Origin of the sequence: Bradyrhizobium elkanii WSM2783 (assembly GCF_000472865.1) — a bacterium.
Lineage (GTDB): Bacteria > Pseudomonadota > Alphaproteobacteria > Rhizobiales > Xanthobacteraceae > Bradyrhizobium > Bradyrhizobium elkanii_A.
Window position 1 is genome coordinate 36,267 of the sequence record NZ_AXAP01000027.1, and the last position, 25,848, is coordinate 62,114.

The 25,848-nt window shown below is 62.8% G+C and carries 22 protein-coding genes; 13 read left to right on the top strand and 9 right to left on the bottom strand.

Going from position 1 to position 25,848, the window contains the following annotated elements; all coding sequences use genetic code 11:
• Positions 1–4: 4 nt before the first annotated feature.
• The 6 genes from YY7_RS52460 to YY7_RS60530 form a co-directional block, all read right to left on the bottom strand.
• A complete protein-coding gene (locus YY7_RS52460) occupies positions 5–1,297 on the bottom strand; it encodes a VpsF family polysaccharide biosynthesis protein (protein WP_051396845.1) in 1,293 nt (430 codons plus the stop codon).
• 80 nt (positions 1,298–1,377) lie between these two features.
• A complete protein-coding gene (locus tag YY7_RS0122800; RefSeq protein WP_028165259.1) occupies positions 1,378–3,696 on the bottom strand; it encodes a polysaccharide biosynthesis tyrosine autokinase in 2,319 nt (772 codons plus the stop codon).
• Positions 3,677–4,948: an outer membrane beta-barrel protein gene (locus tag YY7_RS52465; protein WP_245287355.1), complete on the bottom strand. Its 1,272-nt coding sequence runs from the start codon at positions 4,946–4,948 to the stop codon at positions 3,677–3,679. Before YY7_RS52465 ends, YY7_RS0122800 begins: the two co-directional genes overlap by 20 nt.
• A 457-nt stretch (positions 4,949–5,405) precedes the next feature.
• Entirely contained in the window at positions 5,406–5,999 is a 594-nt protein-coding gene (locus tag YY7_RS0122810; protein ID WP_051396847.1) for a polysaccharide biosynthesis/export family protein, read from the bottom strand.
• 138 nt (positions 6,000–6,137) lie between these two features.
• Positions 6,138–6,872 (bottom strand): metallophosphoesterase family protein, encoded by a 735-nt coding sequence (locus YY7_RS0122815; RefSeq protein WP_028165261.1) that lies wholly within the window; start codon positions 6,870–6,872, stop codon positions 6,138–6,140.
• An 89-nt stretch (positions 6,873–6,961) separates the two neighbouring features.
• Positions 6,962–7,099, bottom strand: a complete 138-nt coding sequence (locus tag YY7_RS60530; RefSeq protein WP_155255278.1) for a hypothetical protein — start codon at positions 7,097–7,099, stop codon at positions 6,962–6,964.
• Positions 7,100–7,659: 560 nt separating this feature from the next.
• On the opposite strand from YY7_RS60530, the gene YY7_RS0122825 reads away from it, so the two are divergent.
• The 9 genes from YY7_RS0122825 (at position 7,660) to YY7_RS0122865 (ending at position 18,384) form a co-directional block, all read left to right on the top strand.
• Positions 7,660–8,421 carry a sugar transferase gene (locus YY7_RS0122825; protein ID WP_028165262.1) on the top strand — a complete coding sequence of 254 codons (762 nt, stop codon included), beginning with the start codon at positions 7,660–7,662 and terminating at the stop codon, positions 8,419–8,421.
• A gap of 40 nt (positions 8,422–8,461) precedes the next feature.
• A complete protein-coding gene (locus tag YY7_RS0122830) occupies positions 8,462–9,895 on the top strand; it encodes a mannose-1-phosphate guanylyltransferase/mannose-6-phosphate isomerase (protein WP_028165263.1) in 1,434 nt (477 codons plus the stop codon).
• 79 nt (positions 9,896–9,974) lie between these two features.
• Positions 9,975–10,766 carry an FkbM family methyltransferase gene (locus tag YY7_RS0122835; protein WP_028165264.1) on the top strand — a complete coding sequence of 264 codons (792 nt, stop codon included), beginning with the start codon at positions 9,975–9,977 and terminating at the stop codon, positions 10,764–10,766.
• 45 nt (positions 10,767–10,811) lie between these two features.
• The gene (locus YY7_RS0122840; protein ID WP_028165265.1) at positions 10,812–12,131 is read left to right on the top strand and encodes a UDP-glucose dehydrogenase family protein; all 1,320 of its coding nucleotides are present in this window, start codon (positions 10,812–10,814) and stop codon (positions 12,129–12,131) included.
• A gap of 436 nt (positions 12,132–12,567) precedes the next feature.
• Positions 12,568–14,883, top strand: a complete 2,316-nt coding sequence (locus tag YY7_RS0122845; RefSeq protein ID WP_028165266.1) for a bifunctional salicylyl-CoA 5-hydroxylase/oxidoreductase — start codon at positions 12,568–12,570, stop codon at positions 14,881–14,883.
• Positions 14,880–15,662 carry an SDR family NAD(P)-dependent oxidoreductase gene (locus tag YY7_RS0122850; RefSeq protein ID WP_028165267.1) on the top strand — a complete coding sequence of 261 codons (783 nt, stop codon included), beginning with the start codon at positions 14,880–14,882 and terminating at the stop codon, positions 15,660–15,662. The genes YY7_RS0122845 and YY7_RS0122850 overlap by 4 nt, the downstream gene beginning before the upstream one ends.
• Before the next feature lie 23 nt (positions 15,663–15,685).
• Positions 15,686–16,525 (top strand): enoyl-CoA hydratase family protein, encoded by an 840-nt coding sequence (locus tag YY7_RS0122855; protein ID WP_028165268.1) that lies wholly within the window; start codon positions 15,686–15,688, stop codon positions 16,523–16,525.
• A gap of 21 nt (positions 16,526–16,546) precedes the next feature.
• Positions 16,547–16,942 (top strand): RidA family protein, encoded by a 396-nt coding sequence (locus YY7_RS0122860; protein ID WP_028165269.1) that lies wholly within the window; start codon positions 16,547–16,549, stop codon positions 16,940–16,942.
• A 200-nt stretch (positions 16,943–17,142) separates the two neighbouring features.
• A complete protein-coding gene (locus YY7_RS0122865; RefSeq protein WP_028165270.1) occupies positions 17,143–18,384 on the top strand; it encodes a flavin-dependent oxidoreductase in 1,242 nt (413 codons plus the stop codon).
• A gap of 179 nt (positions 18,385–18,563) precedes the next feature.
• Here the strand turns inward: YY7_RS0122865 and YY7_RS0122870 are convergent, their stop codons facing one another.
• Together YY7_RS0122870 and YY7_RS0122875 are read right to left on the bottom strand one after the other, a co-directional pair.
• Positions 18,564–19,016 carry a cupin domain-containing protein gene (locus YY7_RS0122870; RefSeq protein ID WP_028165271.1) on the bottom strand — a complete coding sequence of 151 codons (453 nt, stop codon included), beginning with the start codon at positions 19,014–19,016 and terminating at the stop codon, positions 18,564–18,566.
• A gap of 16 nt (positions 19,017–19,032) precedes the next feature.
• Positions 19,033–20,199 (bottom strand): ABC transporter substrate-binding protein, encoded by a 1,167-nt coding sequence (locus YY7_RS0122875; protein WP_028165272.1) that lies wholly within the window; start codon positions 20,197–20,199, stop codon positions 19,033–19,035.
• Positions 20,200–20,466: 267 nt separating this feature from the next.
• On the opposite strand from YY7_RS0122875, the gene YY7_RS0122880 reads away from it, so the two are divergent.
• The 3 genes from YY7_RS0122880 to YY7_RS0122890 all read left to right on the top strand — a co-directional run bounded on the left by YY7_RS0122880 (position 20,467) and on the right by YY7_RS0122890 (position 23,555).
• On the top strand, positions 20,467–20,961 hold the full coding sequence (locus YY7_RS0122880; RefSeq protein WP_028165273.1) for a MarR family winged helix-turn-helix transcriptional regulator: 495 nt from the start codon (positions 20,467–20,469) through the stop codon (positions 20,959–20,961).
• Positions 20,958–21,779: an alpha/beta hydrolase gene (locus YY7_RS0122885; protein ID WP_028165274.1), complete on the top strand. Its 822-nt coding sequence runs from the start codon at positions 20,958–20,960 to the stop codon at positions 21,777–21,779. Before YY7_RS0122880 ends, YY7_RS0122885 begins: the two co-directional genes overlap by 4 nt.
• A gap of 132 nt (positions 21,780–21,911) precedes the next feature.
• On the top strand, positions 21,912–23,555 hold the full coding sequence (locus YY7_RS0122890; protein WP_028165275.1) for a benzoate-CoA ligase family protein: 1,644 nt from the start codon (positions 21,912–21,914) through the stop codon (positions 23,553–23,555).
• A gap of 11 nt (positions 23,556–23,566) precedes the next feature.
• On the opposite strand, the gene YY7_RS0122895 is transcribed toward YY7_RS0122890, so the two are convergent.
• The gene (locus tag YY7_RS0122895; RefSeq protein WP_028165276.1) at positions 23,567–24,469 is read right to left on the bottom strand and encodes a LysR family transcriptional regulator; all 903 of its coding nucleotides are present in this window, start codon (positions 24,467–24,469) and stop codon (positions 23,567–23,569) included.
• A 158-nt stretch (positions 24,470–24,627) separates the two neighbouring features.
• On the opposite strand from YY7_RS0122895, the gene YY7_RS0122900 reads away from it, so the two are divergent.
• Positions 24,628–25,848, top strand: a complete 1,221-nt coding sequence (locus tag YY7_RS0122900; RefSeq protein WP_028165277.1) for an amino acid ABC transporter substrate-binding protein — start codon at positions 24,628–24,630, stop codon at positions 25,846–25,848.

A 25,848-nucleotide genomic window follows, 5' to 3' on the forward strand; every position in this document is an offset into this window, starting at 1 on the left:
GGATTTACGCGGGAACAGGCCGGTAACGGCGCTGAGCGACGGGAGGCGGAGGGGCTGTCCGCCGATATTCGTCGCGCGGCAGCAGCACGGTGATCAGGACGATGAACTGTGCAAGCTGGATATTCTTGGACGAGAAGCTCACCGAGCTCGCAGCGATCGTCAACATCAGCAGCAGCATCGCCCAGACGCCGCGGTCGGCGCGTCGGATGATCTCGGTGAAGAGGCAAGCGAGCCCAATCGTCAGCGCAACAGTGTGGATGACGCCGAACTGCGCGATGCAGGAGATCCAGAAATTCTCGATACCATAGTCGAGGCCGAGCTGGCTCTGCAGTGAAGTCACCCGGACCGGATTGGGGCCGAGCAGCAATTCTTGCCAGTCGAAATACGACAGGAGGTGAAAGGTGGCATAGCGTGCTAGCGTGCTGCCCTTGTCGGAGGAGAAGCGCAGGAGCATCTTGTCGAAGATGCCGAGATCGAGCGCGGCAAATCCGACTGCGCCCGCTGCGAACAGCAGGCAGATGGCGAGGATCGCGGCCGAGAGCGGGATGCGCTTGCCCCGCAGCATGTGGAGCATCTCGATCCCGACAAGCAGTCCCATCACGATCAGCACGGTCACCAGCGCGGTCCGGCCGCCGAACGCCATCAGCGAGGCCAGGCTGAAGGCGATCAGCGGCACTCGTATCAGAATCGGAGGGCAGAGCGCCGGCCGCAGCAGCAGCGCCAGCACATAGCCGGCGACCACGCCCGATGCTGTAAGGGGGTGGCCGAGAAACGCCGAGGAGCGCCATTCGCCGAGGACGACGATGTCGCCCATTGTCAGCGGAATCAGGCGGTGACCTGAGAAATACTCATAATAGCCGACCACGATATTCACGAGAATCGTGACATGGATCGCCCAGGCGAGCGGCCGTCGTTGCGACGGCGAGAGCTGCCAGATCGCAAGACACAACACGACCGGCGTCAAGAACGTATCGAAGATCACCGTGAACGGCCGTTCCAGCACGAACATCTGCACCAGCAGGAACAGCCAGCAGAGCAGATAGAACAAGAGGAGCTTCGACTGCGAGAACATCCGGTCGATCTCGCCGATCGGCCCGCGGCTGCGCATCAGCAGCAGGAAAAAGGCGAGGAAGGTGAAGTACGTCGTCGGATGCAGCTTCTCGTAAAAATTGCCGCCCGCCGTCAGATAGTGGATCTTCACGTTGGTGAGCATGCCCGCCGAGAGCATGAACATCGCGACGACTGCGAGCACAAGAAAGCCCGTCGCCAGCCACTCGACAAAGGTGTCGAATGTCATCCCATGCGTCCGTGCTCCGGACGGCGTGTGCGACGCCGCGCCGGGCAGACTTAGAGGTTGGCTGGCAAAGCCGCGCGTGTTCACCGCGCCGCTCCGGGGCTGAGGCTCGCGGTTCCGTATGGTTTGAGATAGGCGGAACTGCGGTAGTAGTCGTAGAACTGCAGGCGACTGAGGTCGACGCGCGTGAGAACGGTGCCGAGAATGCGATCGGAGACCGGCGAGAGCAGGTCGATGGTGTGGGCCAGGACCTCGCGCGGGGTCTGATCCCAGGCCAGCGCCAGGATGATGCGGTCCGCAAGCTCGGCCAGCGCCCGGCCGTCAACCAGCGGCACCAGCGGCGGCGAGTCGACGATGATCAATTCGTAGCGATGACGTAAGTGATCGAGCACATCGACGATGCGGTCGGAGAACATCAGTTCGGTAATGATCTCGGCCTGCTTGACCGCGGTCGACGGCAGCACGGACAGTCCGGTGCTTTCGTCGGTCAGGATCGCCTGGTCGATAGCCGCGCGTCCCAGGGCCACGTCCAACAATCCGATGTCGGCGCGCGGGCAGAGCGAGCGGGTGAGTTGCGGGTTGCGGAGATCGCCGTCGATCAGAAGCGTCCGGATACCCAACGTCGCCAGCGACTGCGCCAGATTGCCGGCAAGCGTGGTCTTGCCTTCGCTGTCCAGGGCCGAGGTGACGAGCACGACCCTGACTGGCTGCAGCCGCATCGTCCGTTGCAGCGCCAGGCGAACCGAGCGAATCGCTTCCGCGAAGAATGTGGCGGGCTCGTCGATCGCATAGCGCATCAAAGGCGGTTGCAAGGCGGCCGGCAACAGCTTGACCGTTCTCGGATCGTGATTTTCGAGTTCGCCCCGTCCGCGCCGCCGCGCCAATCCTGCAAGCTCCCTTGTGCCGATCAACGGCACCGCGGCGAGCGCCGGCACGCCCGATATCGACTCCGCCTGCTCCAGCGTCTTGATGCGGCCGTCGAGATAGTCGGCCCCGAAGGCGAGCACGGTTCCCAAGCCGAGGCCGAGCATCCCGGCAAGGCCCAGGATCAGCATGGTCTTCGGCGAGGAGGGGCGGATCGGAACGCTGGCTTTGGTCACCACCCGCGAATCCGGCAATTCGAGGCTTTCCTGCGACGTCGCTTCCTTCGAGCGCGCCAGATAGGATTCATAGAGAGTGCGGTTGGCTTCGGCCTCGCGCTGCAACTCATGCAGCCGTACCTGGGCCTGGCTCGAGGTATTGGATACGTTCTGCAACTGCTCCAGGCTCTGGCTCAGCGAGTTTTCGCGGGAGAGCGCCACGTCGTAATCGTGCTTGGTGCTCTCGAGGATCCGCTTGATTTCCTCGTTGATCAGCCGCTGGGTGTCCTTGAGCTGCGCGCGCACATTGGTGACGAGCGGATGCCGCGCGCCGTATTTGCTGGAGAGATCGGCCTCGTTCTTGGCAATATCGGCATATTGCGTCCGCAACTTCGTGATCATATCCGACGAAATCGCCGCATTGATGCCGCCGGGGTCGCCACCGGATTTGGCGATCTGCTGCACCTGGTCGTATTTGGCGCGCGCCTCCGCGGTCTGCACCCGCGCGGCGATCAGCTTGTTGTTGAGGTCGGTGATCTGCTGGTCGTTGACGGTCACGCCCTGCGACACCGTCAGATTGTTGGCGGATCGGAAATCCTCAACCGCCTTCTCGGAGGCGACGACCCTCGACTTGAGATCGTTGATCTGGCCGCCGAGCCAGTTAGCCGCGATGCGGGTCGCGTCATTCTTGGCGCGGACCTGATCCTCGAAATAGGCGTCCGCGACCGCGTTGGCGATAATAGCGGCCTTCGACGGCGATTCCGAGCTGACATTGATATCGACCAGGAAGGTCGTGCCTTGCCGAGTCACCTTCATGCGCTTCTGCAGGATTTCGATCGAACGCGCGCGCGCCGCGTCTTGCGGATCCGCCGCGCCTTCGGGCGCAGCCGAGGCGAACAGCCGCTTGATCGGATCGAGGAGGCCTGGTGTCGGGATGAATTCCGGATCTTCCGTCAGCTTCAGCCTGCGGACCACACGGTCCAGGATCGCGATCGACTGGATCAGCAATGACTGGCTTTCGATGGTTGCATCATCGGTGCCATAGTTCGAAAGCGCGGTCTGGCTGTTGGTCTCGACAGCGGCGGCTCGGCGTGGATCGACCAGCACGGTCGCGGTTGCCGTATATAAAGTCGTGGCCAGCAGGCAGTAGGTCAGCCCGAGCGCGACCAGCACGACAGCGGGCAGGATGGCAAGCTTGTAGCGGCGGCGCAGGATACGCGCCATCTCGCGCAGATCGACGGTCGGAGCCTGCCAGCGACTTGCGGCAGGTTCCGTCCTCTCTTCCGGAGGGCGATGCAGGTGCTCAGAACTGCGTTGTAACATTCAATCCCACCAGATGTTTGTCGTAGCTGAAAGTCGGAATGTTGCTTTCGCGCGACGTGAAGCGGTAGTAGACCGCGATCGCGGCGAAACGATTCAGCAGATATTTGACGCGGGCATCGGACGTGGTGACCTGATCCTTGCGCGGCTGCCCGAAGAAGCGGTCGATCTCATAGGCGCCGTAGAACGAAACGATGACGTTGCGACGGAACTCATAGTCCAGCCCGAACTGCACGGCGTTGGCGAGCACGCCGCTCGCACTCGTGACGGAAGTCTCCGTGACGATCTGCTCGGCGTTGAAGTGAACGTCGATCATCCGCGTCGGGCTCCAGGTCAGCCTGGCGCGATAGGTCGGGCCTGCGATCGTGCCGATAGTCGGATCGACGAACTGTTGCTGCACATAGCCGAAGCCGATTTCGCCGGTGATCAGGCGCGCCAGTCCGAGGGTGACGCCGGTGAGCGCACGATAGCCCTGGGAGCTCAGCGGCTGGAGAGGCTGGCCGCGGAGGTCGCGCACATTGCCCTCGGCGCTGCCGAACCAGCCAAGGGTCTCGGAAAACGCATAATCGATCCGGCTATGGAGCGAGTAGATCTGTCCGTCGCGGGCATCCTGGTTGATGGTCCTGCCGTCCTGCGAGACGGTCGAGCCGTAGTCGTAGGAATCGGTGCTGAATCCGACGGAGGTGGTCAGCCGGTTGAATTCCTTGCGGAAGGTCAAATCGCCTGAGTACCAGTTATAAGGTGTCGGCGCGATGGCGTTGGCGGGCGAACTCAGCGAGCCGACGCCCTCGTTGAGATGCGCGATCTGGAAGCTGCCCAGCAGCGCCATGTCATGAGCAATGTCGATCCAGCCATTGCCCTTCAGGCTGGCATTGGTCTGGTTGAGGCTGGAGTTCTGCTTGTAGACCGTCTCCTGGACATCGAGCTTAAGGTCGAGACCGTGCCGCTCCCATAGGCTATGGGCGCGCAACTGCGGCTCGACTACCGCCGCAACGTCACTGCGGATGTCGGTGTTCGACGCGAACACGTTGCTGTCGAAGAACCCGCCGGTGATCAGCGACGGATTGAACATCCACGAGCCCGAACGAATGCCCACTGGCTCATAGCCAGGCTGTAGGCGGCCTTTCACGGGCGTGTCCTCCGGCGGTATGTCTTCACGGGTGTCAGGATCGGTCAGCTTGGGTAGCGGGGATGGCTCGAAGATTTGTTGCGCATTCCATGGCGGCGCCACCTCCTCATTTGGCCAGGGGAGCACCTGTGCTTCCGCCGGTGATCCGAGTCCAAGCACAATCGCAGTCACCGGCGCGGGTACGATCGTCAGTCCGCGGCGACCGAACGCGACGAGCGAACGGGCTCGCCACCCACTCGTTCCAATCGCGTTCAACCAGCCAAATGCAGTCGTGCGTCCCATAATCCATCCCTTGCGGGAACTCTGGAGCGGTGAAGTTCTGAGGCCCGGCTGCCCGTGCTCACAAATTCACCGCGGACTGCGCATTGACATGGCAGCCCTTTGCACTTGTTACGCGCGCACGACGGAGCATTGCTGGTTTGATCAGAGAACATCTTCCCGCGCATTAACGTGCGTCGCGGGAAAAAGTTTTCTGCATTGCAAAATAATACTCATCGCAAATCGACGACACTATGGCAGCGCGCATGACGTAAATGTTTACGCGCGTGATTTGCGAGCGAGATTGCTCCGTCGAACGAGCCACTCAGAAGTAGCGCTCGGGAACCCGGATGTTGTCGCCAGGGAACACCAGGATCGGTGCATCGAGCGCGTAGATCTCCTCCGCTGGACTGCCCGATCGGCGCAGATAGACCTTGCCCTCGTTGGCGCGATAGGTGAATCCGCCGGCACTGGCGACCGCATCCATCACCGTCAGACCAAGGCGGTACGGATACTCGCCGGCCTTCTTGACCTCGCCGAGGATGTAATAAGGTCTGTACGCGACGATCTCGACGTTCACCTTCGGATCACGCACGATGTCCTTCGATAGCGCGGATGTGATCGCGCGTTCCAACTGCTTGGTCGTCATGCCGGACGCCCTCATGCGTCCTGCAAGTGGAATCGAGACCTGACCACTCGCGTCGATTTCATACTCGCCCGTGATGTCGGGCTCTCCATATACCTTCACACGCACTCTGTCGTTCGGGCCGAGCACGTAGGTCCCTGTCGAGAACGCATGCGAGCCGGTTTGCGTTTGAGCCGACGCGCAAGTTGCAAAACCCGCGATACTCGCCAAAACGAACGCAAATAGAATATTGCGTGGCGCCGCGCGGGCGACACGGATTGATTGTTGCTGCATGACTGCATCCCCACGAAAGTCCCGTCAGTAACGGCGCGGAGCATAAGTGAGCAAACAAGGCGAAAAAATGTGGGTAGTGGTTCCGCGACAGCTCCATGCGGTTCCATGGTCGCGCAGCGTTAATGGCGCCATCGTCTGTCACAGGACCAGAATCGCTGTTCCTTCGATGGCGATGCAGGTCAGCGTCCCGCTTCTCCACGCGCCGGTGTCGATATTGATGCGGTTATGCCTGATGTCGGGATGGGGAACCGGGGTGTGGCCGTGCACGACATATTTGCCGTGATCTTCATCCGAACTGAGAAACTCCTGGCGGATCCAAAGTAGATCCTCCGGATGCTGTTGCTCGACCGGAACGCTGGGGCGCACCCCGGCATGGGCAAAGAAGAAGTCACCACAGATAAAGCTGTCGCGCAGGCATTGCAGGAACAGGACATGCGTGCGTGGGAAGACGTTGAGAAAACGGCGCTGCAGGTTGACTTCGGAGACGGGCATGTCGCGCGGAAACACGCCATAGGAGGCGAGCGTCTGCAAGCCGCCGAGCCGCCGCCACTGCGCGAACGCCGCCGGATCGTCAAGAAAGTGTTGCAACAGCTCTTCATGATTACCGCGCAGGCAAACTGCGTGATTCCTGACGAGGCGAACTGCCAACAGATCGAGCACGGTCTTGGAATCGGGGCCGCGGTCGATATAGTCACCGAGATAGATCTCGAGCGCGTAGCGGATCGGCCGCCGGGCTATGTCGTCGTCGATACGCGCAATGGTCTCGGCGAGCAGGTCGGCGCGTCCGTGAATGTCGCCGACCGCGTAGATGCGCGTGTCTGCGGGAGCCGAAGGTGCAACGTAGTGAGGATATGCAACTGGCGGCCGCATCATCGGTTGCTTCGATCATGGAACCGTCATGAGGTCAATCGGCGGCCCCGCCGCAGCGGCACCTGTTCCCGTTTCGCTTGCCTGTATAAAGTCTAGAAGAAGATCATTCGGATGAGCAGAATGATCACGATCCAGGCAAGCATGTTCGTCAGGATGATGCGGTTCCTCAATTTACGCCCCGCAGGATCGAGTCGTTTTGGTTCAGGGCGATCCAAACGCGCCGCGATCATTGGCGCCTCCCTGGAAAATCTTTCCGAGACAAGCGGCTTCTTCGTTAAGGCAGTTTTCGCGTGTTGATGTCCCGCAATCATCGAGAAGACCATCAATTGAAATGATCGCGTCGGGGAGAGTACGAGTGGCGCTTTAGTATGCAGTGAAAGAAATCCTTCAAAAATGATCGCACAGATTAAGTGCTTGATATAGCCGTTGCGTGGCCATTTCTGAATCGAATCCGATTCGCGCGTGGTTCCAGGTTTGCGTTAATGCATGGCTGCATCGAAACACACGCAGCGCATTTCGCGTGCACTTCAACCTAAGCGCTTCCGAACAAAACGGATTCTTTGCATCGCACAAAGCTCACGATGCCGCGATGCAAAACGGCGCGCAACATTTTCGTTTTGCTGCCCCATTTCGCTCAAAGAGTTCGTAGAGTTATACCGCCGCGCGATCGAGACGCGTCTCTGCTACGCAGGAAAATTCGCAATTGCGAAGGTGCCCGCGAGACGGGCAGTGACGGTCTGCGTCGTCGCGCTTGTGACCTCTTTGGGTTCAACAGAGAGAGCGAGAGCAAATGGCCGCCATCGTCACAGCCAACTTCGACCAGGACAGTATCAGGTCGCTCCGCAACAAGCGGAGCACCATCTCGATGCGGCCGGTCGAATATGCCGGCAGCAATTCATATAGCCCCTATCGAGCAAAGCGCCCGCGCGGCGCGGTGCGGACTGAGCCGGGTTCTTCCATCTCAAAGCGCATCTTCGATATCGTGGTTGCAAGCGCAGCGCTGTTGTTCTTCGCGCCGCTCTTGATCGCGATCGCCATCGGCATCAAGCTGACGTCGCGAGGACCAGTGTTGTTTCACCAATACCGGTACGGCTATCGAAACCGGCGCTTCAAGATCTACAAGTTCCGCTCGATGCGGACCGACGCCGGCGACGTGCGCGGCGTCAAGCAGACCGTGCAGGGCGATTCCCGAGTCACCCCGATCGGCAGGATCCTGCGCAAGACGAGCCTCGATGAAATCCCGCAATTGATCAATGTCATCAAGGGCGACATGTCGCTGGTCGGCCCGCGCCCGCATGTCCCGGGCATGCTGGCCGCTGAGCTGCCTTATGAGGACCTCGTGCCGTATTACTTCCAGCGCCACAGCGCTCGGCCCGGGATCACCGGCCTTGCGCAGGTGAGCGGCTGCCGCGGAAGTACGGTTGAGGCCGGCCGCGCGATCTCGCGGATCGACTACGACCTCGACTACATCGAGCGCTGGTCCTTGCGCATGGACGTCATGATCATCGTGCGCACCGTCCGCCGCGAATTCCTGTCCGGCAGCGGTTTCTAGCCCGCCGACATCCAAGCATCACAACAAGGGGAGCGACAGAATGCTGCAGCCACGCGGCCGCATAGTCCCAGTTCTTTTGTCGGGCGGAACCGGCTCGCGGCTCTGGCCGCTGTCGCGCGAGAACCAGCCGAAGCAACTGCTCGCGCTGCTCGGCGAGAAGACCTTGCTGCAGCAGACGGCGATCCGTGTGACGGAGCCGTCGCTGTTTGCCGATCCGATGGTGATCGCCAATGCCGAGCATCGCTTTGCCATTGGCGAGCAACTGCGCGCGGCCGGGATCGCCAATCCGACCATGGTGCTGGAGCCGTTCGGACGAAATACGGCGCCGGCGGTCGCGATCGCGGCGCTTCTCGCCAGCGAGGTTGATCCCGGCGCGGTGATCCTGGTGACGCCGGTCGACCACTGGGTGCGCGATCACGCGGCGTTCCGCGCCGCGATCGCGAGCGGGCTACCGGCGGCGCGCCGTGGACAGTTTGTTCTGTTCGGCCTCAAGCCGACCGGGCCTGCGACCGGATATGGCTACATCCGCATGGGCGGCGGGATCGCCGATCTCCCCGAAATCCGCAAAGTCGCGGGCTTCGTCGAGAAGCCCGACGCCGTGACCGCGGAGCGCTTGCTGGCCGGCAATGATCATCTGTGGAACAGCGGAATCTTCCTGCTGCCCGCACGCGCCTTCATCGATGAACTGGCGCGGCACGAGCCCGCGATTCTGGATGCCTGCCGCGCGGCGCTGGCCGGCGCGACGCGCGATCTCGATTTCCTGCGATTGGAAGAAAAGGCATTCGAGTCCTGCCCGTCCATCTCGGTCGACTACGCGGTGATGGAAAAGACCGACAAGGCCATGGTGGTGCCCGCCAGTTTTGACTGGAGCGACGTCGGAAGCTGGTCGGCACTGTGGACCATGGGCGAGAAGGACGCATCCGGCAATGTCGTGATCGGCGATGCGGTGGCCGAGGACAGCTCCGGCTGCTACGTGCGGGGAGACGGCCCGCTGGTTGCCGCCCTCGGCGTCGAGGATCTCGTCATCACCGCTTCGCCCGACGTGGTGCTGGTGACCAAACGCGAGCGCGCCCAGGATGTCGGCAAGCTGGTGGAGCGGTTGAAGGCCAACGGCCATCGCGCCGCGACGCAGACCCACAGCGTACACCGTCCGTGGGGTTACTACACGTCGATCCATGCCGGCGACCGCTTCCAGGTCAAGCGCATCACTGTCAACCCGGGCGCCAAGCTGTCGCTGCAAAAACATTTTCACCGCGCCGAGCATTGGGTGGTGGTGAACGGCACCGCGATCGTCACGCGGGACGACGAGGAGGTGCTGCTCCGCGAGAACGAATCGATCTTCGTTCCGCTCGGCTGCATGCATCGCCTGGAAAATCCGGGCAAGGTTCCGCTCAACCTGATCGAGGTGCAGTCGGGCACGTATCTTGGGGAGGACGACATCGTCCGGGTGCAGGATATCTACCACCGGGTGTGACGTGGCGGCCGCAAGCCAATCCGGCGGGCGGCGTCTCGGAGTATCCTATCCGCATCAACACATAACGGAGGGAATGGACATGGGTGCCAAGCAGCAGGCCAAGGATCTCTTGAAGGATGCATTCCCATCGATCTGGCTGCAGTGGCACTTCATGCATCGTCCGAAATCGGCGGAGCGGGAACTTTCCTATCTCGACAAGATTATCCCGGACGATGCGGTCACGGTCGACGTCGGCGCCAATTGCGGGCTCTACACGCGAAAGCTGGCGCGGCTGTCCCGCGAGGTCCACGCCTTCGAACCCTCGCACGACATGGCGCGCCTGCTGCGGCGGACATCTGCTTCAAACGTCAGCGTGCACGAGATCGCGCTGTCGGACCACGAAGGTGACGCGGAACTCTTCATTCCGCGCGGCGACACGGGTCTGGTCCACGGCCTTGCCTCGCTTGAGCGGCGTGTGATGGCGTCGGCCGATCCGATCGTCGCCGCCCACGTGCCGATGGCGCGACTGGATTCGATGATGCATCAAGAGGTCGCCTTCGTGAAGATCGACGTGGAAGGGCACGAGCTCAACGTCCTCAACGGTGCCGTCGAGCTCCTGGAGCGCTGCCAGCCGGTGTTCCTGGTGGAAGCGGAGGATCGTCATCGGCCGGCCGCGACGGAATCGGTGTTCGATTTCTTCCGGCAACGGTTCTACCGTGGTTTCTTCCTGAAGGAAGGCGATGTGGTCGACGTCGAAAAGTTCGATGTCGAGGAGCTGCAGGATGCGGCGGCGCTCGAGGCGGATGGTGGCCGCAAGGAAGGGCGGTTCTACATCAACAATTTCTTCTTCTTCCCGCAGCATCTCGATGGCGAGTCGATGCTGGTCAAATGATGACCGGTGCGGCCGCTGCGATCATTTGGTCAGACAGGATAAGTCATGCATATCACGATGGTCGGCGCCGGTTATGTCGGACTGGTGTCGGGGGCGTGTTTCGCCGACTTCGGGCACTACGTCGTTTGCGTCGACAAGGATGAAAAGAAGATCGCAGCGCTGAACAAGGGCGAGATCCCGATCCACGAGCCCGGGCTTTCGGAGCTGGTGGCGAGAAACATCGCGCAGGGCCGCCTCGCCTTCGTGACCGACTTGAAGGGGGCGGTCAGCCGTTCCGAAGTCATCTTCATCGCGGTCGGCACCCCGTCCCGCCGCGGCGACGGCCACGCCGATCTTTCCCATGTCTACGCCGCGACGCGCGAAATCGCCGCGGCCTTGCCGGAGTCGGCAGTCGTGGTGACGAAGTCGACCGTCCCGGTCGGCACCGGAGACGAGGTCGAGCGCATCATCCGCGAGGAGAAAAAGGACGCAAAATTCGCCGTCGTCTCCAATCCCGAATTCCTGCGCGAAGGGGCCGCGATCCAGGACTTCAAGCACCCCGATCGCATCGTCATCGGCACGGAGGATGCCTTTGCGAGGGAGGTGATGGCGGAAGTCTATCGTCCGCTGCACCTCAACGCATCGCCAATCCTCTACACCAGCCGCCGCACTGCGGAGCTGACGAAATATGCCGCCAACTCATTCCTTGCGACCAAGATCACCTTCATCAACGAGATCGCCGATCTTGCCGAGAAGGTCGGCGCCAATGTCCAGGAGGTCGCCCGCGGCATCGGGCTCGACAACCGCATCGGCTCGAAATTCCTGCATGCCGGTCCGGGCTTCGGTGGCTCCTGCTTTCCCAAGGATACGCTGGCGCTGATCAAGACCGGCCAGGACCACGAGGCCCCGCTGCGGATCGTCGAGACGGTGGTGTCGGTGAACGACCAACGCAAGCGCGCCATGGCGCGCAAGGTGGCGAATGCCTTCGGCGGCAACATCCGCGGCAAGACCATCGCCGTGCTCGGCGTCACGTTCAAGCCGAACACTGACGACATGCGCGATGCGCCGTCGATCCCGTTGATCACGGCGCTGCAGGATATGGGCGCGACGATCCGTGCCTTCGATCCGGTCGGGATGGAGCAGGCCAAGAAGGTGTTCGAGAACGTCACCTTCTGCCGCGACGCTTATGATTGCGCGCGAGGAAGCCATGCGATCGTGATCGTGACGGAATGGGAGCAGTTCCGCGCGCTCGACCTGAAGAAGATGGCAACGATCATGGCAACACCCGTGATCGTCGATCTCCGCAACATCTATTCGCCCGAGGATGTGACGCGGAACGGTTTTCATTACTGCGGCGTCGGCCGGCCGAAGCCGCTGGCGTATTAGCGCAATCGCCGATCAGATTGAAAGGTCGCCCCGGCGAAGCTGCGCTCCCTCTCCGGCTTGCGGGGGAGGGCGGGGGTGGGGGTGCCTCCGCATTGGGGCTCTCCGAGTGGGAGAGAGCCCTCACCCGGCGCTACGCGCCGACCTCTCCCGCAAGCGGGAGAGGTGAAGATTCAGCGCCGGCCTCCAATCCGTGGAGGCCGGCGTTTTGCTTTCGGCTGCGGGCCTGACTCCCAAGTCACTCCTCCGTCTTCATCTCCAGCCCCAAGTCGCGCCAAAATCGCCGTTCCTGGGCGAAAAGAACGGCACGATCACCCGTTTGCCGGGCTGGTGGTGTCTCACTCTCGCTTGACAAAACTATTTTAAGCATAAAATATCTCCTGACTTCGGCTCCTGGGAACGCTCAGATCCTCCGACGGCCGAAGGTGAGGAGACAGCCATGCGCATCGTCTGCATCGGGGGCGGGCCGGCCGGGCTCTATTTCGGCATCCTGATGAAGATGCTCGATCCGGCGCACCGGATTTCGGTGGTCGAGCGCAACCGCCCCTACGACACTTTCGGTTTCGGCGTCGTGTTTTCGGATGCGACCATGGACAACATGCGCAAATGGGATCCGGTCACGGCGGATGCGATCGAGCAGGCTTTCAACCACTGGGACGATATCGAGGTCCTGATCAAGGGGCGCCGGATGCGCACCACCGGCCACGGCTTTGTCGGCATCGGCCGCAAGCGCCTGCTCAACATATTGCAGGCGCGCGCCGAGGAACTCGGCGTTGAACTGGTCTTTGAGCACGAGGTCGAGTCCGATCTCGAATTTCCGGATGCCGACCTGATCGTTGCCGCCGACGGCGTGAACTCGAAGATCCGCACGCGCTATGCCGAAAGCTTCCAGCCCGACATCCTGATGCGGCCGAACCGCTATATCTGGCTCGGCACCAACAAGCGCTTTGATGCCTTCACCTTCGACTTCCGCAAGACCGAGCACGGCTGGTTCCAGGCGCATATCTACAAGTTCGAGGAGGGCGCGGCGACCTTCATTGTCGAGACCACGGAGGAGGCGTTCCTTGCGCATGGTCTCGACAAGCTCGATCAGGACGACTCCATCGCGTTCTGTGAGAAGATCTTCGCCGAAATTCTCGATGGCCATTCGCTGGTCTCCAATTCGCGGCATCTGCGTGGCTCGGCCTGGCTTTGCTTCCCGCGATTGATCTGCGGCAAGTGGACCGCGTTCAACGGCAACAGCCATGTCGTGGTGATGGGCGATGCCGCGCATACCGCGCACTTTGCGATCGGATCGGGGACCAAGCTTGCGCTCGAGGATGCGATCGAACTGACCAACCAGTTCAAGCAGCTCGGCGCGACGCCGGACAAGATTCCCGCGGTACTCGCGGCCTACGAGGAACTTCGCCGCGTCGATGTCGCGCGGATCCAGAATGCCGCGCGCAATGCGATGGAGTGGTTCGAGGTGGTCGGCGCGCGCTATGCCGATACGCTGGAGCCAGAGCAGTTCATGTATTCGCTGCTGACGCGTTCGCAGCGCATCAGCCACGAGAATTTGCGGCTTCGCGACAAGACATGGCTCGAAGGCTATGAGCGCTGGTTCGCCGAACGCGCCGGGCTGCCGGATTCTAATGATCGCGTGGCGCCGCCGATGTTGACGCCGTTCCGCATCCGCGGCTTATCATTGCCCAACCGCATCATCTGCTCGCCGATGGCAATGTATTCGGCAGAAGAGGGCGTGCCGAACGATTTCCATCTGGTGCATTTCGGCGCCCGCGCGCTCGGCGGCGCCGGGCTGATCTTCACCGAGATGACCTGCGTGTCGCCGGAGGCGCGGATCACGCCGGGCTGCTGCGGATTGTGGAACGACGAGCAGGCGAAGGCCTACAAGCGCATCGTCGATTTCGTCCACGGCAATAGCGCGGCCAGGATCGGCATCCAGCTTGGCCACTCCGGACGCAAGGGTTCGACCCGCGTGGCCTGGGAGGGAATGGACGAGCCGCTTGCCGAAGGAAACTGGCCGCTGGTGTCAGCCTCCGCTGTTCCCTATCTGCCCGATGGTCAGACGCCGGAGCCGATGACGCGCGCCGAACTGGTTGAGGTGCGCGAGCAGTTCGTCGCCGCGGCCCGGCGTGCGGTGCGGGCCGGCTTCGACATCCTCGAACTGCATTGCGCCCACGGTTACCTGCTGTCGAGCTTCCTCTCGCCGCTCACCAACCGCCGGACGGACGAATATGGCGGCGACATCGAGAACCGCGCGCGCTATCCGCTGGAGGTATTTCGGGCGATACGTGACGTGTGGCCGCAGGACAAGCCGATCTCGGTGCGCCTGTCATGCCATGACTGGGCCGAGGGCGGCAACACGCCGGATGATGCGCTTCAGTTCGCAAGGCTGTTCAAGCAAGCCGGCGCCGACCTGATCGATTGCTCCTCGGGCCAGGTCTGGGCTGACGACCATCCGGTCTATGGCCGGCTCTATCAGACGCCGTTTGCCGACAAGATCCGCAACGAGGTCGGCATTGCGACCATTGCGGTCGGCGCGATTTCCGAGGCCGATCACGCCAATTCCATCATCGCCGCCGGCCGCGCCGATCTCTGCGCTATCGCGCGCCCGCATCTTGCGGATGCGGCCTGGACGCTGCACGAGGCCGCTAAGATCGGGGTGAAGTCGATTGCCTGGCCGAAGCAGTATCTCTCCGGCAAGCCGCAATATGAGGCCAATCTGGAGCGCGCGGCAGCGGGAGCGAAAGCATGACCCGGAATTTCTGGCCCGACGCACATGCGCTCGTCACCGGTGGCGGCTCCGGCATCGGCGCGGCCACGGCACGAGCGCTGGCCGAAGCCGGCGTACGCGTGAGCGTTGCAGGCAGGAGGCCGGATGCGCTTGCCGGGACTGCGGCGTCCATTGGGGCGCGTGCCGGCGCGGTTCTGCCTGTCGATGTGACCGATGAAGTCGCGGTCGCCGAGGGCATCAAGCGGATTGAGGCCGAGGCCGGCCCGATCGACATTCTCGTCAACAATGCAGGCAGGGCATTGAGCGCGCCGTTCGAGAAGACGGATGCCGCTCTGTGGTCGGACATGCTGGCGAGTAATCTCTCCAGCGTGTTCCTGGTGACTCATGCGGTGCTGCCCGGCATGGCGCAACGTGGCCGCGGGCGCGTCGTCAACGTATCGTCCACGGCGGGCCTGACCGGCTACGCTTACGTCTCGGCCTATGTCGCCGCCAAGCACGGCGTGGTCGGGCTGACGCGCGCGCTTGCGCTCGAATATGCGCGCCGCGGCGTCACCGTGAATGCGATCTGTCCGGGCTATACGGATACTCCGTTAGTGGCGGATGCGGCCGCCAACATCGTCGCCAAGACCGGCCGCAGCGAAGCCGAAGCACGCGCAGCCCTGGCGAAAGTCAATCCGATGCAGCGGCTGGTCACGCCTGAGGAAGTCGCGGACACCATTCTTTGGCTCGCTTCCTCTAGCTCATCGTCCATCAATGGACAGGCCATTGCCGTCGCAGGCGGCGAGGTCTTCACGGGATAAAAGAAACGCCCAAGGAAAAAATCATGTCTGAGATGAAAGCAAAGCTCCGGCCGTTCAAGGACTATCAGGCGCGCCATTTCAAATGGGCAACCGATGATGATGCCCGCGTCGCCACGATCACGCTGAATCGGCCGGACAAGAAGAATCCGCTGACGTTCCAGTCCTACGAGGAACTGCGCGATCTCTTCCGCGATCTCGCCTACGCCTCAGATGTCCGCGCCATCGTGCTGACCGGGGACAGCGGCAATTTCTGCTCCGGCGGCGACGTGTTCGAGATCATCGAGCCGCTGACGCGGATGGCGATGCCCGACCTGATCGCATTCACGCGCATGACCGGCGATGTCGTGAAGGCGATGCGAAAATGCCCGCAGCAGATCGTCGCCGCGATCGACGGCATCTGCGCCGGCGCCGGCGCGATGCTGGCGCTCGCCTCCGATCTGCGGCTGGCGACGCCGCAGGCCAAGACCGCCTTCCTGTTCACGCGCGTGGGCCTCGCCGGCGCCGACATGGGCGCGTGCGGATTGTTGCCGCGGGTGATCGGGCAGGGCCGCGCGGCCGAGCTGCTCTATACCGGTCGGGCCATGAGCGCGGAGGAGGGATTTGCCTGGGGCTTTCACAATCGCCTGGTGCCGCCGGCGGAACTGCCGACCGCGGCCTATGAACTCGCCCGTTCGCTCGCCGATGGTCCGTGGTTCGCGCATGGCATGACCAAGACGATGTTCAGCCAGGAATGGGCGATGGGCATCGACGAGATGGTGGAGTCGGAAGCGCAGGCGCAGGCGATCTGCATGGCGACCGGCGATTTCCGCCGCGCCTTCGAGGCATTCGCCGCCAAGAAGAAACCGGTCTTCGAGGGGAATTGAGGCTTTGACGGGAATAAGCACATGATCGAACTCCTGCAGCCCGAAGGCTGGGCCCAGCCGGTCGGCTATGCCAATGGCGTTGCCGCGCGCGGCAAGATGATCCTTGTCGCCGGCCAGATCGGCTGGAACGCGCAATGCGTGTTCGAGACTGACGACCTCGTGGAGCAGATCGGGCAGACCCTGCGCAACGTCGTCGCGGTCGCCGCCAGCGGCGGCGCAAAGCCGGAGCATATCGTGTCGATGACCTGGTTCCTGCTCGACCGCCGCGAATATTCCGCGCGGCTGAAGGAGATCGGCGCCGTCTACCGCGACATCATGGGCCGCCGCTTCCCGGCGATGACGGCGGTCCAGGTCTCCGGCCTGATCGAGGATCGCGCCAAGGTCGAGATCCAGGCGATCGCGGTGGTTCCGGATTGACGGTGAGAGCGTTAACCTAAGCGCGCTCCACCTCCAACAAACCCGCTTGCGACGCGGGCTTGGGCCATGCGACGCTGGTGCGTCGAGCGAATGCTTTCGTCATGGCCGGCTCGTCCCGGCCATCCACGTCCTTGGTTCAGCGCGGACGGCGTGGATGCCCGTCACAAGGCCGGGCATGACGCCGCGAGTGGAGTAGGGCGATGAAGGCGATTATCGTTGGCGGCGGGATTGGCGGGCTCACGACGGCGCTGATGCTGCGGGCTCGCGGCATCGCTTGCGAATTGTTCGAGCAGGCGGAGACGATCCGCGAGCTCGGGGTCGGCATCAACACCTTGCCGCATGCAATCCGCGAACTCGCCGGGCTTGGCCTGCTTGACGCGCTCGACAAGGTCGCGATCCGGACCCATGAACTGTTCTACCTGACGCGCCATGGCCAGCAGGTCTGGCACGAGAAGCGCGGACTGGACGCCGGCCACGACGTGCCGCAATTCTCCGTTCATCGCGGTCGCCTGCAGGGCGTCATCCACCAGGCCTTGGTCGAGCGGCTTGGCGGCGAGGCGATCCACACCGGCTGCCGGCTCGGCGCGTTCACGCAGGATGAAGGCGGCGTCACGGCCTATTTCTTCGATCGTGCGGGGGCACATATGCACAACGCTCGCGCTGATATCCTGATCGGCGCCGACGGCATCCACTCGAAAGTGCGCGAGACGCTGTTTCCGAACGAAGGCCCGCCGTGCTGGAACGGCCTGATGCTGTGGCGCGGTGCCGCCGACTGGCCCGCGTTCCTGACCGGCCGCTCGATGATCATCGCCGGGGGCCTGAACGCCAAGGCCGTGGTCTATCCGATCGCGGAAGGCTCGAGCCCGGCCAGCCGTCTCACCAATTGGGCGGTGATGGTGCGGATCGGCGATGGCGCGTCACCGCCGCCGCGCCGCGAGGGCTGGTCGAATCTCGGCAGGCGGGAAGAGCTGATGCCGCATGTCACAGGCTTCTCGATCCCGCAGGTGGACTTTGCAGCGCTGGTCGGCGCCACGCCGGAATTCTGGGAGTATCCGTGCTGCGACCGCGATCCCTTGCCCTATTGGACGAGCGGGCGCGTCACCTTGCTCGGCGATGCGGCGCATCCGATGTATCCGGTCGGCTCCAACGGCGCCTCACAGGCCATCCTCGATGCGCGGTGCCTCGCGGATGCGCTGGCGCGCTCCGAACATCCGCGCCAGGCGCTGGTCGCCTATGAACGCCAGCGCCTGCCGATGACCGCCGACATCGTCGCCTCCAACCGCCGCGGCGGGCCGGAGGGCGTGATCGATGCGGTCGAGCAGATCGCCCCGCAGGGGTTTACTGATATCGAGGCTATCCTGAGCTACGAGGCCCGCGAAGCAATCGTGCGCGGCTACGCCGCCAAGGCCGGCTTCGCCGCCCGCGTGGTGGCGCGGCAGTAGCTCGGTGCCCACCTCTCCCCAGCGGGGAGAGGTCGGATCGCATCGCCAGATGCGATCCGGGTGAGGGGGCGGTGTCCATGAGGGAGCGAAACCCCTCACCCGGCGCTTCGCGCCGACCTCTCCCTTCGGGAGAGGTGAAAAGCCACGCTCGCGTCGATTCGAGCAAATATCATCCTGCGTTACGCCGGAGGCGGCGGCAGGAAGTGGATGTTGTACTCGGCCGCGAGCCGGACCACGTCATCCGGGTTCTGCTCCCGCATGTTGTGGATCGCCCAGAACAGGTCGTAGAGCCGGCGCGTCGGCGACACCCAGAACAGCGTCTTCGCCGCCTGCTGTGACTTGTTGAAGATGCCGTGCGGCTTGCCCATCGGCAGGCGCACGAGATCGCCTGGCGTCGCCGATTCATCGGCGCCGTCGAGCATGAAGTCGAGCTTGCCTTCGAGGATGTAGAGATATTCGTCCTGGTCGGGATGGATGTGCGGCGGCACGAAGGTGCCGGGCGGAAACGTCGCATGCCAGGAGAACGAATGCTCGGTGCGGTTCTTCGGCACATAGGTCTGGCCGAGGATGTTCCAGGTGATGCCCTGCATGCCCTCGTTGGCGCGCGTGATGCCCGCGATCTCGTCGTTCATTGTTCCACTCCCTCGTCTACTTGGCTGAGCAATCCTTGGCGTAGCGGTCGCCGTAGTTCTCGAACACCTTCTGTACGATTTCGGTCTGGAACTTTCCATCAGGACGTTTGGCGACCTGGGTCAGGTAGAAGTCCTGGATCGGATAGCCGTTGGTGTTGAATTTGAAGCTGCCGCGAAGCGAGACGAAATCAGCCTTCTTCAGCGCCGCCGCGACCGCCTCCTTGTTGGAGAGGTTGCCGTTCACCGCCTTCACCGCGCTGTCGATCAAGAGCGCCGCGTCATAGGCCTGCATGGCGTAGGTGCCGGGGACGCTCTTGTAGGCGGCCTCATAGGCAGCGACGAATTTCTTGTTCTGGGGATTGTCGAGGTTGGGCGCCCAGTTGGCGCCGCCGAACATGCCGACCGCGGCGTCCTGCTGCGCCGGCAATGTCGATTCATCGACGGTGAAGGCTGACAGCACGGGCACGGTGGCGCCGGCCTGCTTGTACTGCTTCACCAGATTGACGCCCATGCCACCCGGCATGAAGGTGAACAGCGCATCCGGCTTCAGCGAGGAGATTTTTGTCAATTCGGGCTGAAAGTCGAGCGTGTTGAGTGGCGTATAGGATTCGTCGACGATCTCGCCCTTGTAGTCGAGCCTGAAGCCGGCCACCGAGTCGCGTCCGGCCTGGTAGTTCGGCACCAGGAGATAGACCCGCTTGTAGCCGCGATCCTGTGCGACCTTGCCGAGGATCTCGTGCACCTGGTCGTTCTGATAGGAGGTGACGTAGAAGAACGGGTTGCATTCCTTGCCGGCGTAGCTCGAGGGCCCGGCATTGGGCGAGATCAGGAACGTCTTGTTCTCGGTCACGGGGCGATGGATCGCCTGCAGGATGTTGGAGAAGATCGGCCCGACCACGAAGTCGACCTTGTCGCGTTCCAGCAGCCCGCGCACCTTGGTCACCGCGCCATCCGGCTTGAGCTCGTCGTCGACATTCACGACCTCGACCTCGCGGCCCGCCATCTTGCCGCCGAGATCCTTGATCGCCAGCGCAAAGCCGTCGCGCGCCTGTTGGCCGAGCACCGCGGCGGGCCCCGACGTCGTCACGATGACGCCGATCTTGATCTTCTCCTGCGCTAGCGCAGGTCCGGCAGCAAGGGCGAACAGCGCCGCCAGTCCTGCCAACTTCAATGCCCGTTTCATGGTCTGTCCCCGCGCCAACAAAGATCAAAATCCCGCGCCACAGCTTATTCTGACGACGGCAAACGCCGCAAGCGAATGCCTCGCCGCGTCTCGACCGCCAGCGGATCGTATGCGGGCCCGTATGCAAGCGCCGCGCCAAATTGCTTGAAGCTTAAAGAGATCCCGCGATATCATGGGGCATCGCTCATTCGGCTTGCGATATGCCGCGAATTGCTTGAAGGTCAAAACGATCGGCTGCGATTGGCGCCGCGAAAGGCGTGACTACCCATGATGCTTGATTCCGAGACAAAAGCGGTCGAACTGCCGGAAGATCACGGCACCGAGCTTCGGCTCTGGCTTCGGCTCCTGACCTGCACCACCCTGATCGAGGGCGAGGTGCGCAGCCGCCTTCGCGAGCGCTTCGACGTTACGTTGCCGCGCTTCGACCTGATGGCCCAGCTCGACAAGGTGCCTGATGGCATGACGCTGTCCGATCTCTCCAAGCGGATGATGGTATCGAACGGCAATGTGACCGGTCTGGTCGAACGGCTGGTGGAATCGGGTCATCTCGATCGCCGCACCTCGGAGACCGATCGGCGCGTGCAGTTCATCCGGCTGACAAAGCTCGGCCGCGCCGAGTTCCGCAAGATGGCCGCCGAGCACGAGACCTGGATCGCCGATGTCTTCGCCGACCTCTCGCGCAAGGATATCAGCGAATTGATGCGGCTGCTCGCCAAGACGAAGGCATCGGCGCAGCGATCGGCCAAGGCGCGGACGCCATGAGCGGCGTGGCTGGGGTCGACTACGAGGTCGAATACAACAACCGCGCGCGGGTACCGGAACATCCCGCGCTGATCGAAGGCTGGGCCAGGGACGCGGCCGCCTATCGCGCGCAGCATGCGCCGCGCCGCATCGCCTACGGCCCGGGCAATCGCCACACCATTGATTTGTTTGAAAGCAGCGAGGGGCCGATCGTCGTCTTCATCCACGGCGGCTATTGGCAGGCGCTCGACGGCTCCTTCTTCAGCCATTGCGCGCGCGGGCTCAATGCCCACGGGGTCACGGTCGCCGTGCCGAGCTACGATCTCTGTCCCACTGTCACCATTGCCGATATCATCGGCCAGATGCGAGATGCTTCGCGCGTATTGGCTCGGCTTGGCCGACCGCTGGTGGTGAGCGGCCATTCCGCGGGCGGGCATCTCGCCGCCTGCATGCTCGCGACCGATTGGCCGGCGCTCGATGCGTCGCTGCCGAAACGGCCGGTCATATCGGTCTATTCGATCTCGGGTCTGTTCGAGCTCGCGCCGCTGGTCGAAACCTCGATCAACAAGGCATTGCGTCTGGATGCCGCGGCGGCCGAGGCTGCAAGTCCGCTGTTCTGGCGGCCGCCGGCCGGAACAGCGCTGGATGCGGTGGTCGGCGAAACCGAAAGCGCCGAATATCATCGGCAAAGCCGCACCATCGTCGAACAATGGGGCGCGGCCGGCGTTGCCACCCGCTACGGCGCCGTCGCCGCAGCCAATCATTTCACCGCGATCGCGCCGCTCGCCGATCCGGACTCGGCGATGGTCGCGCGGCTGCGCGAATTGGCGCAGGCCTGAACATTCCGGCGAAGTGCAAAATCGGCTCTTGCGTGAAATTGTTTTAAGTATAAAATTGTTGCCGGATACGCTGCCGGGCGTCCTCGATGTGTGATCGTGAGCATTCTTGCTGGAAAGCGAGGGGCGATGGATATGGCAGTTCTTGCACCGAAGCTGGGCCCTTCCGCCCATGTCGACACGTTCACGCGCGACAATCTTCCGCCATTCCATCAATGGCCGGACCTGCTGCTCGACCGGCCTGAATTTCAATATCCAGAATATCTCAATGCCGCAGTCGAACTGACCGACCGCATGGTCGAGAAAGGCTTTGGCGACCACACTGCGCTGATCGGCAACGGCCGCCGGCGCACCTACAAGGAATTGACCGACTGGTCCAACCGCCTTGCGCATGCGCTGGTCGAGAACTACGGGGTCAAGCCCGGCAACCGCGTGCTGATCCGCTCCGGCAACAATCCGGCCTTCGTCGCCGCCTGGCTCGCCGCGACCAAGGCCGGCGCCGTAGTCGTCAACACCATGCCGATGCTGCGCGCCGGTGAACTGGCGAAGATCGTCGATAAGGCGGAAATCTCGCTGGCGCTAACTGATAGCCGTATCGCCGACGAACTTGTCGCCTGTGCCAAGACCAGCAAATTCCTCAAGCAGGTCGTCAATTTCGACGGCACGCAGAATCACGACGCCGAGCTCGATCGCGTCGCATTGAGCAAGCCGGTGCGGTTCGACGCGGTCAAGACTGGCCGCGATGACGTGGCGCTATTAGGATTCACATCGGGCACGACCGGCGAGCCGAAGGCGACGATGCATTTCCACCGCGATCTCCTGATCGTCGCGGACGGCTATGCGAAGGAAGTGCTTGATGTCACCGAGAACGACGTCTTTGTCGGCTCGCCGCCGCTGGCCTTCACGTTTGGCCTCGGCGGGCTTGCGATCTTTCCTTTGCGGTTCGGCGCCACCGCGACGCTGCTGGAAAACGCCGCGCCGAACCAGATGGTCGAGATCATCGAGACCTACAAGGCCACGATCTGCTTCACCGCGCCGACCGCCTACCGTGCGATGATGGCCGCGATGGACAACGGGGCCGATCTGTCATCGCTGCGCATCGCTGTTTCCGCCGGCGAGACGTTGCCGGCGCCGGTGTTCGAAAGCTGGACCAGGAAGACCGGTAAGCCGATTCTCGACGGCATCGGCAGCACGGAGATCCTGCACATCTTCATCACCAACCGGATCGGCGATGCCGTGGCGGGCACGACCGGACATCCGGTTTCCGGCTATGAGGCAAAAATCGTCGACGACGACATGAACGAGTTGCCGCCCGGCAAGGTCGGTAAACTCGCGGTGCGCGGCCCGACCGGGTGTCGCTATCTCGCGGATGCGCGGCAAACCAAATATGTGCGCGATGGCTGGAACCTGACCGGCGACGCGTTCGTGCGCGACGAGAATGGCAGGCTCTCCTTCGTCGCCCGCGCCGACGACATGATCATTTCTTCCGGCTACAACATCGCAGGTCCCGAGGTCGAGGCCGCGCTGCTGACACATCCAGATGTCGCGGAATGTGCGGTGGTCGGGCAGGTTGATGAAGAGCGCGGGCAGATCGTCTCGGCCTATGTCGTGCTGAAGCAGGGCTGCCGCTGCGACGAGTTGCAGGTCAAGCTCCTGCAAGACCACGTCAAGGCCAGGATCGCGCCGTACAAATATCCCCGCGCCATCAGCTTCGTCGATGCGCTGCCGAAAACGCAGACCGGCAAGGTCCAGCGCTTCAAGTTGCGCGAAGCGAGCTGAGCTTGGACAATTCAGTCCTGCTCTTCCCGCATCCGGCCGATCAGGAGGTCGGCCACCAGCCGGCAGGACGGCGACAGGTTTCGGCTCGCCAGCCGGACCATGGTGACTTGCGTTGCCTCCAGCCGCTTGTCGCGCAGCGGCACGGCGACGAGCAGGCCAGTCTCCAGCGCCGGCACGGCTGCGACGCGCGGCAGGAAGGTGGCGAGATCGGTACGGGCGGCGAGCCTCTGTGCGAAGGCGAGCGAGTTGGTCACGGTGCAGACCTCGAGCCTGACTTTGGCCTGCGCGCAGGCGCGGTCGACCTCCTGACGGATGCCGAAGGATGGATCGGGGACCACGACCCGTAGCCCTGCGAGTTCCTTCACCGTGCAGCTCGCCTTGTTCGCCAGCGGATGGCGCGGCGAGACGATCAGGCACAGCGATTGCCGCATCCGCCCGAGCTCGATCAGGTCGCTGCGCGGTGCGCGGCCGAACACGAAGCCGAGATCGACATCGTTGTGGCCGACCTTCTCGGCCACGTCCCGCGAGCCCACCATCGTCATCGAGATCGAAATGCCCGGATATTGGCCGGCAAGGTCGACGGCGAAATTCGACAGGAAGCTCATCAGCATGCCCTCGACGGTGGCGATCCTGACCTGCCCACGCCGTGAGCTGTCGAATTCCTGCACCTTGACGCGGATGCCGTCGAGCTGATTGCGGTTCTCGACCGCGTAGCGATAGAGCAGGTGACCGGCGCCGGTGAGCTGCATCCCGCGTGGGCCGCGCTCGAACAGCTTCACCGAAAGCTCCTCCTCGATCGCCTGCATTTGCCGGCTGATCGCGCTCGGCGCGATCCGCAGCGAAGCCGCCGCCTGCTTGATCGAGCCGCATTGCGTGACCTCGCGGAAATATCGGATGGCGGCTGACTCGATCATGTGGATTGATCCTCCCCTTGCGGCCTGCCCAACAACGCGGCAGGCACTGACCAGGGGTCGAATTATTCGACCTCAGACCTCTAATTTCAATGCTTTTATTCGAATGCGGGATTTGCCATCATTTTCCATCCCGGCAGGTAGTGGTGGAGAATTGTTCTATGAATAAGTCTTGGGTCGCTCGTTACGCGCGTCTTGCAGCCCCGCTATGGGTGGCAGCGGTTCTCTGCGGCACGCTGGCGTCCAACGCGTCGGCCGAGGACGTCATCCGTTTCGGCGCCCCGCTGCCGATCACCGGCCCGCTCGCGCCAGAAGCGATCAAGCAGCAGCAGGGTTATGACCTCTGGGCCGAGGAGGCGAACAAGGCCGGCGGCATTTCCGTCGGCGGCAAGAAATACAAGGTCGAGATCGTCTACGCCGACTATCAGTCGAACACGCCGCGCGCGGTGCAGGCGACCGAGCAGATGATCACCCAGGGCAATGTCAACTTCATGTTCGGCGCCTTCGGCTCCGGCGCGGCCAAGGCGGCCAGCACCGTATCCGAGAAGTACAAGGTGCCGACGCTGGCGGCGACTGCATCCTCGGTCCAGGTCTACGACCAGGGCTACAAATATCTGTTCGGCACCTTCACGCCGAACGACACGCTGACGACACCGCTGACCCAGATCATCAAGGCCAAGGTGCCCGAGGTGAAGAAGGTCGCCATCCTCGCGCGCAACGATCTGTTCCCTCTCGCGATCGCGCAGGAAATGGAGAAGTCGGCGAAGGCGAACGGCTTCGACCTCGTCTATTTCGAGAAATATGCGATCGGCACGCTCGATCACTCGGCGGCATTGTCGCAGATCAAGTCGCTGGCGCCGCAATGGATCTTCGTCACCGGTTACATCAACGACCTGCTCCTGGTGCGCAAACAGATGGCAGACCAGGAGATGAAGGCGCCGGTCGTCACCATGATCGCCGGTCCCGCCTACCAGGAATTCATCGAGTCCGGTGGCAAGACCGCCGAGAACATCACCAGCGCCTCCTGGTGGCATCCGGCCGCGCGATATGAGGGCAAGGACATCTTCGGCGCGACCGAGAATTTCGTGAAGCTGTTCAAGGCCAAGTACAAGAGCGAGCCGGACTATGGCCAGGCGTCGGCGGCGTTGTGCGGCGCGCTGTTCCAGATGGCGATCGAAAAGGCCGGCTCGCTCGATCGCGACAAGGTACGCGATGAACTCGCCAAGCTCGACGTGGTGACTTTCTTCGGCCCCGTCAGGTTTGGTGCCAACGGCCAGATCAACTCGCTCGACCCGCCGGTCTTCCAGATCCAGGGCGCCAAGCCCGTGGTGCTGTTCCCGGAAGCCATCAAGCAGGGCGACCTCAAGGTCGGCGTCAATTGA